General features: G+C 32.9%; 16 protein-coding genes. 1 reads left to right on the forward strand and 15 read right to left on the reverse strand.

Annotation, left to right across the window (positions count from 1 at the left end; all coding sequences use genetic code 11):
• Positions 1-4 precede the first annotated feature (4 nt).
• The 6 genes from J2Z38_RS02645 to nth form a co-directional block, all read right to left on the reverse strand.
• Positions 5-1201, reverse strand: coding sequence for a phosphoglycerate kinase (locus tag J2Z38_RS02645; RefSeq protein WP_209772088.1), 1197 nt, complete (start codon positions 1199-1201; stop codon positions 5-7).
• 49 nt (positions 1202-1250) lie between these two features.
• Positions 1251-2258 (reverse strand): type I glyceraldehyde-3-phosphate dehydrogenase, encoded by a 1008-nt coding sequence (gene gap / locus J2Z38_RS02650; RefSeq protein WP_209772091.1) that lies wholly within the window; start codon positions 2256-2258, stop codon positions 1251-1253.
• 65 nt (positions 2259-2323) lie between these two features.
• On the reverse strand, positions 2324-3250 hold the full coding sequence (gene trxB / locus J2Z38_RS02655; protein ID WP_209772094.1) for a thioredoxin-disulfide reductase: 927 nt from the start codon (positions 3248-3250) through the stop codon (positions 2324-2326).
• Positions 3251-3261: 11 nt separating this feature from the next.
• A complete protein-coding gene (locus J2Z38_RS02660; RefSeq protein ID WP_209772096.1) occupies positions 3262-3720 on the reverse strand; it encodes a tRNA (cytidine(34)-2'-O)-methyltransferase in 459 nt (152 codons plus the stop codon).
• The gene (locus J2Z38_RS02665) at positions 3713-4555 is read right to left on the reverse strand and encodes an HAD family hydrolase (RefSeq protein ID WP_209772099.1); all 843 of its coding nucleotides are present in this window, start codon (positions 4553-4555) and stop codon (positions 3713-3715) included. The genes J2Z38_RS02660 and J2Z38_RS02665 overlap by 8 nt, the downstream gene beginning before the upstream one ends.
• Positions 4548-5192 (reverse strand): endonuclease III, encoded by a 645-nt coding sequence (nth, locus tag J2Z38_RS02670; RefSeq protein ID WP_263641982.1) that lies wholly within the window; start codon positions 5190-5192, stop codon positions 4548-4550. The genes J2Z38_RS02665 and nth overlap by 8 nt, the downstream gene beginning before the upstream one ends.
• Before the next feature lie 101 nt (positions 5193-5293).
• Here nth and rodA point away from each other — a divergent pair, with 101 nt between their 5' ends.
• A complete protein-coding gene (gene rodA / locus J2Z38_RS02675; RefSeq protein ID WP_209772102.1) occupies positions 5294-6460 on the forward strand; it encodes a rod shape-determining protein RodA in 1167 nt (388 codons plus the stop codon).
• A gap of 33 nt (positions 6461-6493) precedes the next feature.
• Here rodA and J2Z38_RS02680 read toward each other — a convergent pair whose 3' ends face one another.
• Genes J2Z38_RS02680 through J2Z38_RS02720 form a run of 9 tightly spaced genes read right to left on the reverse strand, consistent with a single transcriptional unit; the run spans position 6494 to position 14741 of the window.
• On the reverse strand, positions 6494-7120 hold the full coding sequence (locus J2Z38_RS02680; protein WP_209772105.1) for a V-type ATP synthase subunit D: 627 nt from the start codon (positions 7118-7120) through the stop codon (positions 6494-6496).
• Positions 7113-8486, reverse strand: a complete 1374-nt coding sequence (locus J2Z38_RS02685; RefSeq protein ID WP_209772107.1) for a V-type ATP synthase subunit B — start codon at positions 8484-8486, stop codon at positions 7113-7115. Before J2Z38_RS02685 ends, J2Z38_RS02680 begins: the two co-directional genes overlap by 8 nt.
• A 4-nt stretch (positions 8487-8490) precedes the next feature.
• Positions 8491-10233, reverse strand: coding sequence for a V-type ATP synthase subunit A (locus J2Z38_RS02690; RefSeq protein ID WP_209772109.1), 1743 nt, complete (start codon positions 10231-10233; stop codon positions 8491-8493).
• A complete protein-coding gene (locus tag J2Z38_RS02695) occupies positions 10217-10822 on the reverse strand; it encodes an ATPase (RefSeq protein ID WP_209772110.1) in 606 nt (201 codons plus the stop codon). The genes J2Z38_RS02690 and J2Z38_RS02695 overlap by 17 nt, the downstream gene beginning before the upstream one ends.
• A gap of 11 nt (positions 10823-10833) precedes the next feature.
• A complete protein-coding gene (locus J2Z38_RS02700) occupies positions 10834-11070 on the reverse strand; it encodes a V-type ATP synthase subunit F (RefSeq protein ID WP_209772112.1) in 237 nt (78 codons plus the stop codon).
• 1 nt (position 11071) lies between these two features.
• On the reverse strand, positions 11072-11503 hold the full coding sequence (locus tag J2Z38_RS02705) for an ATP synthase subunit C (RefSeq protein WP_209772114.1): 432 nt from the start codon (positions 11501-11503) through the stop codon (positions 11072-11074).
• Between the two features lie 11 nt (positions 11504-11514).
• The gene (locus J2Z38_RS02710) at positions 11515-12876 is read right to left on the reverse strand and encodes a V-type ATP synthase subunit I (RefSeq protein ID WP_209772116.1); all 1362 of its coding nucleotides are present in this window, start codon (positions 12874-12876) and stop codon (positions 11515-11517) included.
• Positions 12877-13758 carry a V-type ATP synthase subunit I domain-containing protein gene (locus J2Z38_RS02715; protein WP_209772119.1) on the reverse strand — a complete coding sequence of 294 codons (882 nt, stop codon included), beginning with the start codon at positions 13756-13758 and terminating at the stop codon, positions 12877-12879.
• Positions 13759-13760: 2 nt separating this feature from the next.
• On the reverse strand, positions 13761-14741 hold the full coding sequence (locus J2Z38_RS02720; RefSeq protein ID WP_209772121.1) for a V0D/AC39 family V-type ATPase subunit: 981 nt from the start codon (positions 14739-14741) through the stop codon (positions 13761-13763).
• Positions 14742-14815 lie beyond the last annotated feature (74 nt).

Genomic DNA, 14815 nt, shown 5'->3' on the forward strand with positions numbered 1-14815 from the left:
CTCCTTATTTATCTTCGATTGCAGTAATTCCTGGTAGGTCCTTGCCTTCTAGGAACTCTAAGCTTGCTCCACCGCCTGTTGATACGTGGGTTATCTTATCTTTTAGGCCAGCCATTTCTATAGCAAGGGCACTATCTCCACCACCTACAATAGTTACAGCATCAGATTCAGCTAAAGCTTTAGCAACTTCATTGGTACCATTTGAGAATTCTTTTATTTCAAATACACCCATTGGTCCATTCCATACAACTATCTTAGCTTCTTTTATCTTATCTGCAAAAAGTCTTGCTGTTTTTGGTCCGATATCAAGAGCTTCCTTGTCTACTGGGATATTATCTATATCAACTATTTCAGTAGAAACACCAGCTTCAATTTTTTCAGCGATAACTACATCAACTGGTAGTAGGATTTCTACTCCATTAGCCTTAGCTTTTTCGATTAATTCTAGAGATAAATCCATCTTGTCTTCTTCAAGAAGTGATTTTCCTATTTCCTTGCCCATAGCTTTTAGGAAGGTATAAGCCATACCACCACCGATTAGGATAGTATCTACTTTTGTAATTAAATTTTCAATTACACCAATTTTATCAGATACCTTTGCACCACCTAAAATTGATACAAATGGGTGATCAGGAGCCTCTAGGGCCTTACCCATAACTTCAATTTCTTTTTCAATTAAGAAACCAACTGCAGATGGAAGGATGCTTGCTACACCAACATTTGAAGCGTGTGCTCTGTGGCTTGTACCAAAAGCATCATTTACATATAAATCAGCTAGAGATGCTAATTCTTTAGCAAAGTCTTCACCATTTTTAGTTTCTTCTTTTCTATATCTTGTGTTTTCAAGTAAGGCAATTTGACCATCTTGAAGTTTATTTACTTCTTCTTTAACTTTTTCGTCTACTACTAATGGTGATGGTAAAAATTTAAACTTATCGCCATATAGATTTTCTAAGTAATCTGCAACTGATTTTAATGCGAACTCTGGATTTGCCTCTCCCTTTGGTCTACCTAAGTGGCTCATAAGGATTACCTTAGCTCCATTTTCTGATAGGTAGTTAATTGTAGGAATAGCTGCTTTGATCCTGGCATCATCAGCTATTTTTCCCTTTTCTTCTTTTGATAAAGGTACATTAAAGTCCACTCTTACAAGAACCTTTTTACCCCTTACATCTAAATCTTTTACTGTTTTTTTATTCATTATTCACCTCGAAAAAAAGGCGAGATATTATCTCGCCTGTTTAATACTCTTAAAGATTTGCTAGATAATCAAGTGTTCTAACTAAGTTAGATACGTATCCCATTTCGTTATCGTACCAAGCTACAGTCTTAACAACTTGTGTTCCGTTTGCTCCTTCAACTATCTTTGTAAGTTTAGAATCAAACACAGAACCTGCTGGGTAACCAATAATATCACTTGAAACTATATCATCTGTTTCGTATGCAAAAGCATCATTAGAATATTTTTTCATAGCTGCGTTTACTTCTTCAACAGTTACTTTCTTTTCAAGAACTGAGTAAAGTTCAGTAACAGAGCCTGTGATTGTTGGAACTCTTAGAGCTGATCCGTCAAGGATACCATCAACTTCTGGAATTACTTTTCCTACAGCCTTAGCTGCACCTGTAGAAGCTGGGATTGTGTTTTGAGCTGCTGCTCTTCCGCCTCTAAGGTCTTTTTTACTAGCTGGTGTATCTTGGATAGCTTGAGTTGCTGTATATGCGTGAATTGTTGACATTTGTCCTGAAACAAATCCAAATTCTTTTAATAGTACGTTAACCATTGGTGCTAGACAGTTTGTTGTACAGCTTGCGCCTGAAACAACTGTTTCTGAGCCATCAAGAGTTTCATGGTTTACACCAAATACGATTGTTTTTAAGTCACCCTTACCTGGTGCTGAAATAAGAACTTTCTTAGCTCCAGCTTTGATGTGAGCTTCAGCTTTTTCTTTTTCAGTAAAGAATCCTGTACATTCAAGAACGATGTCTACGTTTAAATCTTTCCATGGAAGATCTTCTGGGTTTCTTTCAGCAAAAACTTTAATGTCTTTACCATTGATTTTAAATCCGTCTTCTGTTAATTCGGCATCACCGTCAAATCTACCTTGAGCAGTATCATATTTGAAAGCATATAATAAACCTTCTTTGTCAATAAGGTCGTTAATTGCTACTACTTCAATATTATCTTCTACTGCTGCGATTCTTCTTAAGGTAAGACGTCCAATTCTACCAAATCCGTTAATTGCTACTCTTGTTGTCATTATTGCCTCCTAAAATTCTTTCTACATCTATTAATATACATTTTGTTATTACTTTGTCAATATGTCTACCAGGATTTGCTTTCTAGATACCTGTTAGCAAATACAGCTGCAATACACCCGTCGCTTGCTGCTGTAACAGCTTGTCTTACAGTTTTTTTTCTAGTATCTCCTACTGCAAAGACTCCTTCGATTTCGGTTTTCATATCCTCATCAGTAATTATATACCCATTTTCCATTTTAATCTTACCTTCAAAAATTTCTGTTTGGGCTATATTACCTATAAATACAAAAACTCCTATTGGTGATCCATCTTCATTTTTAATGATTTTTTCTTCCTTAGTCTTTACATTTTCTAAGACTAATTCTTCTACTTCCTTATCACCTCTGATTTCTTTAACTACGCTATCGTATTCAAACTTTATTTTTGGATTGTTTTTTACATTATCAACGACAACGCCACTTGCTCTAAATTCATCCCTTCTATGGATGATTGTTACAGATTTTCCATAACGAGTAAGGTAATTTGCTTCTTCTAAGGCAGAATCTCCTCCTCCTACAACATAGATATCAAGACCTTGATAGAAAGGTCCATCACAGGTTGCACAGTAGGAAACTCCCCTATTTGCAAATTCTTTTTCTCCTGGAACATCAAGACTCCTATGCTTTGCACCAGTTGAAATTATAATAACCTTAGCTTGGTATTCATTAGAATCAGTCTTTACAGTTTTTACTTCACCTTCAAGATTTACTTCTTTAACATTTTCAAAAACTACTTCTGCATATTTTTTTGCTTGTTCTTCCATTCTTTCAGAAAGCCCCATACCTGTTGGGTTTTCTATTGAGCCTGGGTAGTTTTCTACAAAGGCTGTGCCAGAAATTTGACCACCTGCCACATCTTTTTCTATGATCAATGTTTTTAACTTACTTCTTCCAGCGTATAATCCTGCGGTCAAACCTGCAGGACCACCGCCAATAACAATTATATCGTACATGTATCTCCTTATTAAAAATTAAAATCTACTTGTCTTAGTGCTTCATACAAAACAATAGAAACAGAATTTGCCAGATTTAAAGACCTATTTATCTTTGGAGTCATTGGTATAGTTATAATTTTTTCCTTATATGCTTCAAGCAGTTTTTCATCTATACCTTCTTTTTCACGTCCAAAAATCAAATAATCACCATCTTTAAAATTAACATCAACATATCTGTTTTCACTTGGTGTCTCAACTAAATAGAAATTTTTATCCTTTAAATATTCCAAAAATTCATCAAGACTATCGTGGATTATTAAATCTACGTATTCCCAATAGTCTATTCCTGCCTTTTTTAAATATTTATCAGATAAATTAAACTTAAAAGGTCTAACCAAATGAAGTCTTGATTCTGTTAGAACACAAGTTCTTGCTATGTTGCCTACGTTACCAGGATGTTCAGGCATGAGTAAGACAATATTAAACACTTTTATTAGCCTCTAAAACGTAATTTACAGCCTCAAGAACTCCTTCTGATTCATTATCTGCTACAACTACATCAGCAACTTTTTTCAAATCATCCTTAGCATTTCCCATAGCAAAACCGAGTCCTGCTCCTTCTACCATTGGTATATCATTAAAAGAATCGCCTATAGTTGCAACTTCACTAGTATATATACCCAATATTCGACAAATCTCTTCTATTGATGACCATTTTGTTGCATTTTTATTGCTAATTTCAAGTTGGCTAAAACCTGATGATGTAATGTAAAGTTCTTTACCAAATTGCTTATCAAGCAAGTCAACAATTTCATTTCTTGACAATTCATTTTCATCTATGCCGGAAATTTGAAATTTTACTGCTTTTCTGCCATTTTCCATAATATACTTAAGTGGATTGTTTTTAATAATTATGTCAACTTGATAATTCATTCCATAATCATTTTCAATTTTAAGGTGTTTTATTTTTTCTAATTCTACCCTATTTGTGTAGTAATTTTCATCATCGTAAATGTGAAAATAGAGTTTATGCTTTATGCAGAAATCGTAAAGAGATTTTAAATGCTCTTCATCAATAGCATAAGACTTATAAACCTCTTTGCCATCTAGACTAATTAAACTACCATTTGTAGCTACAATTGGTCCTTTTATTCCAAGTAAGTTTTGATTATATTTAACAGATGGAAATACTCTACCACTAGCAAGCACAACTTTAATTCCAGCACCTTCCAGTTTTTTTAGTGCTTCGATACTTGATTCTTGAACTTCTGAATTATTATCTAGAATCGTTCCATCTAAATCAAAAGCAAATAATTTAATCACGGCTCCTCCTATAATATAGACATAATTTATTTATCATACACTCTTCGCAAAGTGGGTTTCTTGCTTTACACAATGCCCTACCATGGCTTATTAATTGATGGTGGGTTTTTGACCATCTTGTTTCATCAATATTTTTTTCTAACTGATCCTGAGTCTTATCAACATTATTAGCATCTGCAAGGCCAATCCTATTTGAAACCCTAAAAACATGGGTGTCTACTGCTATCGATGGGATTCCAAAGGCATTAGCACACACTACATTAGCAGTTTTCCTACCCACTCCTGGAAGCTTCTGCAATTCTTTTTTATCAGCAGGTACAACTGAATTGTAGTCCTCAATCAAAATCTTACTTGCTGCCTTAATATTTTTTGCCTTATTCCTATATATTCCAATAGTCCTAATGTGATTTTCAAGCTCTTTGATATCCATATTTGCAAAGTCTTCTGGTGTATTAGCGACCTTAAACATTTCCTTAGTCACCTTATTCACACTCACATCAGTTGCTTGAGCTGAAAGAATTGTTGCCACTAATAACTCAAATGGCGTTGTAAAATCAAGCATTGAGCGATCTACATCAGGATACATTTTATCTAATAAATCTAGGACTTCGCCTATTTTCTTTTTACTTAAAATAATATCACCATCTTTCTCTATTATTATACTAGTCTTATTTTTATCTGCTAAAATTGTATTTGCCCAATTTCTGTTATATAATAAATAAGAACTGGAGTGATATAATGTTTAATTTAAAAAAGAAAAATTTTAAGGATTTTGATATCCTACTATTAATTTCAACTTTGGCCTTGTCTATATACGGCCTTATTGTTTTATATTCCGCATATGGCGGTAGGCTTGCGTCGATTAAAACACAGATTTTTTCGACACTATTAGGGTTTATATTTATTGCAATTATATGTACCTTGGACTTAGATGTTGTCAAAAAACCCTATAGGTTTTACTATGCCGGTATGTTAGGACTACTGACCATAACCCTAGTCATAGGTCGAGGCCTGGATGAATGGGGAGCCAAGTCTTGGATTTATTTAGGATCGTTCTCATTCCAACCTGCTGAAATTTGTAAAATTATCTTGATTGTTGCCCTAGCAGCTTTTTTAGATAAATATAAGTATTCTATCAATACACCTCTTGTCTTGCTTGGTACAATTGTTTTCGTTGGAGTTCCTCTTGGTTTAATCCTTCTTCAACCAGACTTCGGTACAGCTATGGTTTATGTATTTTTTATAGCTGCCATGATTTTTATAGCAGGACTTTCTTGGAAATGGATTGGAATTTTTGCTGTAGCAGGTATTGCTCTTGGCCTATTCCTTCTTGCTAACTTAAGCGGTTTTAGAGCTGATAGGATTGAAAACTTCCTAAACCCGTCCAGAGATACATCTGGATCTAACTGGCAACAACAGCAAGGTATGATTGCTATTGGATCTGGTATGATAAACGGCAGGGGCTATTTAAACGGTAGCCAATCCCAATATGGCTATATACCAGAAAAAGAAACCGACTTCATTTTTTCAGTTTTAGCTGAGGAACTTGGTTTTATTGGTGCAATTATAATGATTGCCTTATTTACAGTTTTAATTTTAAGATTGATTGCTATAGCAAAATCATCAAATAACACCTTTATCAGTCTCCTTGTCACTGGTATTGCAGGTCTAATCTTTATCCATGTTTTTGAAAATGTCGGTATGACCATCGGTATAATGCCAGTTACTGGTATACCTCTTCCGTTTTTCTCAAACGGTGGTACCTTCCAACTTTTAATTTTGGTTTGTATAGGCTTTGCCCTATCAGCTTCAATGCAAAAAAACCAATATGATGATGGAATTATCGACTACGACACAGTTACACCTCTTGAAGTAAATATGGTAAGACCCTCAAAAAGAAAATAATTTATCGTAAACAAAAAGTCATCGCAGATTATTCTACGATGACTTTTTTTCTTTATTTTTCTTAACAATTTTTGTTTTAGAGAATTCTTCTCTTTCTTTTTCTTCAATACTTTGAGAAATATTTTTTATTAAATCAGTTTTATTTGGTATCTGAATTTTTTCTAGACTGTTTACTTTTTTATTAGCTTTTCTAATCTCAATTTCTAGGTTATTTATTGTACTATCAAGCTCAGCAAGTTTAAAAAGATCAGACCTTAATTTATTAAAGTCAATCAAGGCCTTATCCAACAAGGCATTAGTCTGATAGAATGAATAAGAAAGAGTTAATTTTTTTTCTTCAAACTCAATTTCTGCTATGTCAGTCTGCATAAATTTGCTTGTAGATAATTTAATAGAATTGTCTATCGGAATAAGGCCCGCAAGATTTTCCAGCTTTTCCTGGCCAATACTAGCTAATGCTTTGTTAAAGCTGTGTCTTACCTTAGCCATAGTTTCGTTAACCTTTATATTTAAATCATCCCTATCCTTGATTTTGCTGTCGTGAGCATTCATCAAGGCCTTTCTCTTTTTATCTAGAATATCAAGACCGACTTCTAGAAGCTTAAGCTCATCCTTGGCTTTAATTAAGTTTGCCTTGCTTGCTATAGCGTCATTATTCATCAATCTTACCTATAAATTTGTCAAGATTTTTCTCAGATACCCTGTGTAGTTCAGTCCTTGGTAATATTTTTAATATATCCCATGCAAGATCTAAACTTTCTTCTAGTTCCCTATTTTCATTTTGTCCCTGGCTTAGGAATTTATTTTCAAATACTTCTCCAAATTCTAGGTACTTTTTATCTATTTCTGATAAGTCTTCTTCACCTACAATTTGGGCAATATTTCTAACATCAATTACTTTTGAATATGATTCATAAAGCTGGTTCATAACATCTTCATGGTCTGCCCTAGTGTAGCCTTCACCTATACCATCCTTCATAAGCCTTGATAGTGAAGGAAGGACATTTATTGGTGGATAGACACCCTTACTAGATAGACCCCTGTCAATTACAATTTGACCCTCTGTAATGTAGCCTGTAAGGTCAGGTACCGGATGGGTAATATCATCGTTTGGCATAGTTAAAATTGGTATTAGAGTTACTGAACCCTTAACGCCTTCAATCATGCCAGCTCTTTCATAAAGACTTGCAAGGTTTGAATAAAGATAGCCTGGATATCCCTTTCTTGATGGAATCTCTCCTCTAATTGAAGATACTTCCCTTAAAGCCTCACAATATGAAGTCATATCTGTGATGATTACAAGAACATGGTAGCCTTTTTTGTAAGCTAGATATTCTGCAGCTGTGAGTGCGCACTTAGGTGCAAGAAGTCTTTCCATAATTGGAGAATCTGCCAAGTTTTGGTACATAACTAGCTTATCTTTGACACCCGCCTTTGAAAAAGCATCTTCAAAGAACATCGCTTCATCTTTTTTTATACCCATAGCAGCGAACACAAATGCAAAGTCTTCGTCGGTCTTAAGTTTTGCTTGTCTAATTATCTGAGCTGCGATTTCATTATGAGGAAGACCAGAGCCTGAAAATATAGGAAGCTTCTGGCCACGGATAAGGGTTGTAAGTGTATCTATAGCAGAAATTCCTGTTTGTATAAAGTCTCTTGGATATTCTCTAGCAACTGGATTTAAGGCAAGGCCTTCAACTGGATAAGTTTCGTCGGAATAAATATCCCCACCATTATCTATAGGCTCACCTATACCATTGAAAGTTCTTCCTAAGATATTTTCATTCAATGGTAATTCAAGTGGTTTTTCATGGAAACTAACAACTATATCATCTATAGAAAAGTTATCAGTGTTGGCATAAACTTCTATTGTAACAGTATCTTCATTAACCATTACAACAGAACCAACAAATTCCATTCCTTCTGCATGAACAGATACCAGAGAGTTATAAGCTATATCAGAAACTTTTTCAACTTCAATTATTGATGATTCAATTTTTTTAATCTTAGTATATTCTTTTCTCAATAGCCTACCCCCTAACTCTTGCAAAATGATTTTCTATCTTTGAACTTAAATCATTAAGTTTTTCAACTTTATCATTTTCTACGTTGTATTTCATTTGGCTTATGTCGTTTAATAAATTTGAGCTATAAAATTTATTATATGAAATATTATCTTTTAAAGCTGCCTTGCTAAGGTCATAATACTTATCAATAACATCCAGCATCATAATTTGCTTTTTAACTGGAACATATTTATCAGTATCATTATAAGCATTTTGTTGCAAGAAACCATTTCTAATTAAACTCGCTACATCTAAGATATTCTTTTGCTCATCTGAAAGGGCATCAGATCCAACAAGCATCATGATTGATTTGACTTCTTCTTCATCAATTAAAACATTCATTAATTTATTTCTTACGCCAATGATATCTGAATTATAGGTTTCTTTATAAAAATCTCTTATCCTATCTAGGTAGTTTGTATAAGATGTAAGCCAGTTTATAGCTGGATAATGTCTAGAATAAGCAAGTTTTCTATCAAGACCTAAAAATACATTTACAGAACGTCTTGTAGCTTCTGTTACAGGTTCTGAGAAATCTCCACCAGATGGTGAAACCGCACCAATCAAGGTAACCGATCCCTTAGTTCCGTTTAGGTTTTCAAAATATCCTGCTCTTTCATAAAACTTTGAAAGCCTAGATGCAAGATAAGCTGGGTAACCTTCCTCAGCTGGGATTTCTTCTAGCCTTGCAGATATTTCTCTAAGTGCTTCTGCCCACCTAGATGTAGAGTCAGCCATAAGGGCAACATCATAGCCCATATCTCTATAATACTCAGCAATAGTTATACCTGTATAGATACTAGCTTCCCTCGCTGCTACCGGCATATTAGAAGTATTTGCGATAAGGATTGTCCTTTGCATAAGGTCCTTGCCTGTATTGGGGTCGATAAGATCAGGGAATTCCTCAAGAACTTGAGTCATCTCATTTCCCCTCTCACCACAACCGATGTAAACAATAATATCAACATCAGAATATTGGGCTAGTTGGTGTTGGAGCATGGTCTTTCCTGTACCAAATCCTCCAGGAATTGCAACAGTACCGCCTTTAGCTATTGGGAAAAATACATCCAAAACTCTTTGACCTGTTACAAGTAAATTCTTAAGACTTAAAGCCTTTTTAACCGGTCTTGGATTTCTAACTGGCCAGTATTGATAAAGTTTAAGCTCATGGATGCCTTCATCATTTTCAACTTTTAAAATAGTATCTTCAAGCCTATAAAGTCCGTCTTCTTTGGCTTCTATAATAGTGCCTTCAACATTTGATAAAAGTCTGTGGTCAATAACTTCTGTTTCTTTAATTGTGGCGTATATATCAGATTTTTTTATCTTTTCACCAACTTTAAATTTAATCTTTACATCCCATTGTTTTTCAAGATCTAAGTTATCAAAACCAATTCCAGATGGAATAAAAGCGCCATGCTTATCCATAATATCCTTTAGTGGTCTTTCGATTCCGTCAAACATATTACCGAGAAGACCTGGACCTAACCTTACTGATAAGGGCATAGATGTTGAAATAATATCTTCACCAACCTTAAGGCCTGAAGTATCTTCATATACCTGGATTGTAGCTATATCACCGTCAACTGATATAACTTCGCCAATTAGCTTTAATCCTCCAACAGAGACCATCTCTTTTATCTTAAGACTCCTAGCATTTTTGGCATAAACTACTGGCCCATTTATTGTCTTAATTTTTGGATTCATTAAAACTCTCACTTTCAAGAACTTGGTATAATTTCTTACCAAATTCATACTTATTTTCTCTAATTTTTTGCCTATAAGTAAAATTATATCTAAATTCTTTGTTGATATCTATAAGCATGAAGCCACCGATATTTGTTTTTTCGATACTTTCTGTATGCTTAAAATCAATCAAAATTAAATCTTCATCTACAACAGCCACTATAATCTCATCTTCATTTAGGCCTAGGCTTTTAATTTTGCCTTCTATTTCCTTTTGAAGCTTATCTTTATAGTCGCTTGTCTTCCTATAGGCTTTTAATTTATCTGTTAATTTTTCATAAAAATCATCAAGCAATTGCTCCTTATAAGCAAAAAACCTATTTTTTTCATCTTGGCTTATTTTGGAAATCTCTTCATTTTTTCTTATTTCTAGAAATACATCCCTGTCTTTAACTTTTTTCTCAAAATCTTCCTTTCGGGACTCATTTTTACTATCTAAGAATGAAGAATTTCTTTCAGAGGATTGGAATAATTCTTGGTCAGTTTTTTCCTTTTCTTCATCCCAAACCATCTTCCTAAAGCTTGATAATTTTGCTTCTATATCTAGCATATTATATCCTTTCAGCCATCAATGGTAACTATCAAAGGCATAGAATTATCTTTCCTAAAGTTATCAATTTTGTTAGAATTTTTTTGATAAACAGATCTAGTTATAATTAAAATCGCAAGATTATCATCACTGATCGACTTATCAAAAACTTTTTCAAAATTATTAGTAGAAACTAATTCTCCCTCTATTGCACCAAGTCTAAACATTGTTAACAAGCTATTTGAATCTGTTAAAATCTTCGCTTTCATCTTATGCGTTTAGGATCATGATTGAAATGATAACACCAAAGATAGCTATACCTTCAGCTAGACCTACGAATATGATTGTCCTACCTAGGATAGATTGGTCTTCTGATATAGCTCCAAGAGCTGCAGAACCAACTGTACCTACGGCATAACCAGTACCAATAGCTGCAAGACCTGTTGAAAGAGCTGCACCTATATATTTAAGTCCATCTGATGCTGCTTGAGCTGTAGCTGCACCTTCTGCTGCTTTTGAAGCAGATGGAATCATAAGTACAACTATCATTAACATAACTGGTACAAAGGTAAATAAATTCATCTTTAATGCTTTAGAAATTTTTGCTTTTGATGGATCTTCGTTGTTCTTTAATAAGTATAAACCTGAATAAATTGTTATTATTACTACTGCTAATGCTAGCATTGCTGTATATTTAATCATAATATCTCCTTTTATTTACTTTCTTTAATTGGTCTGAATTTACGACCATTTCCTTGATAATATTTACTAAACATCTCATAAAACTCTAGTCTCAAGCCTTGGATAAAGACTATCATGCCTTCAAGCCCAATGATTAAGATATTTCCTAGAATTAATATAATAAGTCCCTTAATTCCTCCACCTGCGATTTTACTCATAACTTCAAATGCCATGTATAAACCAACGTGGTTTATTGCAAATGCTCCTACCCTTGTAAAGGATACGAGGTTTGAAAATACAGATAGAAGTGCTTCTATTATTGAAAACGAACTTTCTACATAATAGTCGAATGCACTTGATTCAAAAACTTCATCTCTTTTTTCAATTTTAGCTGCGATTGGTCTTGAAAATACTATCATAACTATTGACGCAAGTAAAATTACTAAACCTACAGTTTTTGGTAGAGGATTTACTTTGACAATATTTAATATTAGCAAAACAAATGATGTCATCATCATAAGTCCTGCTATACCTTCCTTGCCAAAGATACCTTCTTCAATATTTTTTTGCTTAACAAGTTTATTATAAATTCCTATAAAATAGGATATTACTAGTAGTCCTATACCAAAGGCCACTGAAGCAATAAGGACCTTCATAATATTATCAAATGGCTTAATAAGTATAGCTGGTATTAAGGTTTCTATACCAAATACTGAACCATACATTAGACCAAAGAAACATGCTGAAAATCCTACTCTTCTTATTAGGGCACCAAAAGTTTTGTTTTTTTTGTCAACTAAGAAACTTAGGAGAACAAAAACCAAACCTTGGCCTAAGTCACCAAACATCATTCCATATAAGAGCATATATGATACTGCAAAAAATGGAGTTGGATCTATTTCGTTATAATTTGGTGCCCCATACATGTTTACCAAAAATTCAAAGGGCTTAAATAATTTATTATTTTTGAGTTTTGTAGGAGGTTCTTGATTTGATTCCTCCTTTACTGTAACTATTGTATCATCATATTTATTTGATAAATTTTTAAAATCATTTATTTTTGAGTCAGGAACCCAACCAGATAGATAAAGGTATTTATCTCCCTTAGCCATTTTCGCTACTAATTCATCACTTTTTTCATAATATTCCAAAGAATTAGATAAGTTATCAACAACATCTTTGTTTTTAGATCTGATGTCTTGTATACTTGTTTCTAACGATTTTAGTTCTGAATCAATATCTCCTAGGTCTTTATTTATAGTTAGTAAATCCTCATCAGGAATTTCTTTATCAATAAAGCCCATAGTGTTAACAGCTCTTCCTATATCTTCCTTAACCTGTTTAGGGTAAACTAACAAATAATTTTCTGTTGATTTTTTTACCTTATCTGTCATTTAATCCCCCTTTACAACCATGTCAAAAGCATAATCTACTAGAGAATCTACTTCTTCGTTGTAAATACTAGATATATCATCCTTTAGCTTATTATAATCACTTTTGATTTTTTTACTTTGTTCTGCAATTTCTCCATCATATTTTGAATTTATCTTAATGATTTCATCTTGAATCATATTAGAATACTTAGTATCAATCCTAGATGCTACTTTTAGACTTTCTTCTCTTTCGCTTATGATTATATTGTCAACTTCTTCACGCCTAATCCTAGTTTTCTTATCTAGTTCAATAATTTCGTTTAAGGCGTCAGCGGATTTTTTCGCTTCGCTATCTAGGTGGATAATAAGGGACGGTATATTTTCATAATTATTTTTAAGAATAAACCTACCATCCTTAGATACTTCACCATATCTGTAATCAAAATATTTTAATTCTTTTATTTTATTTATATCAATATCTGCCTTTTCAAGTACTTCTAAGTTAGCCTTGAAATTTAGAAGTTCTTTTCTTTTTTCAAGCAATTCTTCTCTTCTCTTTATAAGAGGCGCTAAATCTTCATATAACTCTTGTAGTCTTTCTCTGGAAATTACTTTTTGATTATAATTTGAATTTTCATCATCATGAATCTCAAGAAATTTCTTCAGATAAGTCATTTTTTCATTATCAGACTTAGAAAGGCCATCAAAACTTTTAATATTGTTCATATCTTCAGTAAGTTCAACATTTTCTGTACTTGCTGTTACTGAAAAAGCCCTGCTGGCTACTTGATTGAAAGCATCAATTGGTTCGATTTGACCTATATCTACCACATCTAAGAGCAAATCTTTGAGATTATCTAACTTAGATGTAATATTTACCAGGTGCATTTTTTCTACTGCCATATTTACCTTCCTATTAACAACTCTTCTTTTTGCTTATTAGTATATTTATCATCCATTTCCAAAATAGCTATGAGATTTTTCATATTTAAGTATAAAATATTCATTGCAGAAATAATATAGAGCATATCAGATCTTTCTTTGATTATTTCATCTTTGAAATTCTTAAGCTTCTTATCCTGCATTTTTTTATAAAATAGATTCTCATCTTCAAATATATCTTTATATTTACTTTCCTTAAAATATTCCATAAGGTCGTCTTTACTTAAATCGGATAACATTTTTAGTCTTTGGCCATTATATAAATAACCGCCTTCAATTAAATAATTAAAAATCTCACTATTATTCACATCAAAAAATGACTTTAGCCTATAAAGCATTTCGAAATTGAGTAAGTTTATTTCTTCTGCCAAGAAATTTTTAATAATTTTTGCTTCTTTCGTAGGAAATTTTTCACTAATTTTTAAAAGCTCCCTATAGTATGATTTTATAAGAGCGTTTGATGATAAAAATATAATTGAATCCTTATCCATATTTTCATTTAAAAAAGGTTCAAGGACTCGCTTCATATGGTAATCATCAAGACTTTCTATAAAATCTTTAAAACTTGTATCTAAATCAAGATTCATTCCCTTATAGTAAGGATTATTTCTAAAATATCCCAAATTCTCAGCCAAAGATCCATTTAAAATGCTTGTTATTATTTCTTGAATCAAATAAATTTTGAAAATAGAAAAATACAGCTGGTAAAACTTTTTTTCTAGACCTGTTAGAAAATATTCAAGACTTCTTAGTTCTTTATAGAAGTGTGTTCTTAATTTATCTTCTAGAATTATCTTTTCATCATCAGCGCCTAAAAAGTCATAGTTTTTTCTAAGATAACTAGCCTTAGCTGATAGATTATCTTCCTTTATCAAGCCATCTAGCAAATCACCATCTAAAACATATGAAAGTTTCGCCTTGGCTTTTACAGAAACATCTTTCATAAAACCTCCTTCCTAACAGACTATATTGTACCCGATATTTTTTTATAAAAAAAGCTTTTAAAATACTTAATATA

Source organism: Anaerococcus degeneri (assembly GCF_017874475.1).
GTDB lineage: Bacteria > Bacillota > Clostridia > Tissierellales > Peptoniphilaceae > Anaerococcus > Anaerococcus degeneri.

Bases quoted from the DNA above. Each gene is read 5' to 3' on its own strand.
- J2Z38_RS02710 (WP_209772116.1), bottom strand. From the start codon at position 12,876: ATGACAGATAAGGTAAAAAAATCAACAGAAAATTATTTGTTAGTTTAC.
- trxB (WP_209772094.1), bottom strand. From the start codon at position 3,250: ATGTACGATATAATTGTTATTGGCGGTGGTCCTGCAGGTTTGACCGCA.
- J2Z38_RS02645 (WP_209772088.1), bottom strand. From the start codon at position 1,201: ATGAATAAAAAAACAGTAAAAGATTTAGATGTAAGGGGTAAAAAGGTT.
- J2Z38_RS02720 (WP_209772121.1), bottom strand. From the start codon at position 14,741: ATGAAAGATGTTTCTGTAAAAGCCAAGGCGAAACTTTCATATGTTTTA.
- J2Z38_RS02690 (WP_209772109.1), bottom strand. From the start codon at position 10,233: ATGAATCCAAAAATTAAGACAATAAATGGGCCAGTAGTTTATGCCAAA.
- rodA (WP_209772102.1), top strand. From the start codon at position 5,294: ATGTTTAATTTAAAAAAGAAAAATTTTAAGGATTTTGATATCCTACTA.
- J2Z38_RS02700 (WP_209772112.1), bottom strand. From the start codon at position 11,070: ATGAAAGCGAAGATTTTAACAGATTCAAATAGCTTGTTAACAATGTTT.
- gap (WP_209772091.1), bottom strand. From the start codon at position 2,258: ATGACAACAAGAGTAGCAATTAACGGATTTGGTAGAATTGGACGTCTT.
- J2Z38_RS02715 (WP_209772119.1), bottom strand. From the start codon at position 13,758: ATGGCAGTAGAAAAAATGCACCTGGTAAATATTACATCTAAGTTAGAT.
- J2Z38_RS02680 (WP_209772105.1), bottom strand. From the start codon at position 7,120: ATGAATAATGACGCTATAGCAAGCAAGGCAAACTTAATTAAAGCCAAG.
- J2Z38_RS02695 (WP_209772110.1), bottom strand. From the start codon at position 10,822: ATGCTAGATATAGAAGCAAAATTATCAAGCTTTAGGAAGATGGTTTGG.
- J2Z38_RS02705 (WP_209772114.1), bottom strand. From the start codon at position 11,503: ATGATTAAATATACAGCAATGCTAGCATTAGCAGTAGTAATAATAACA.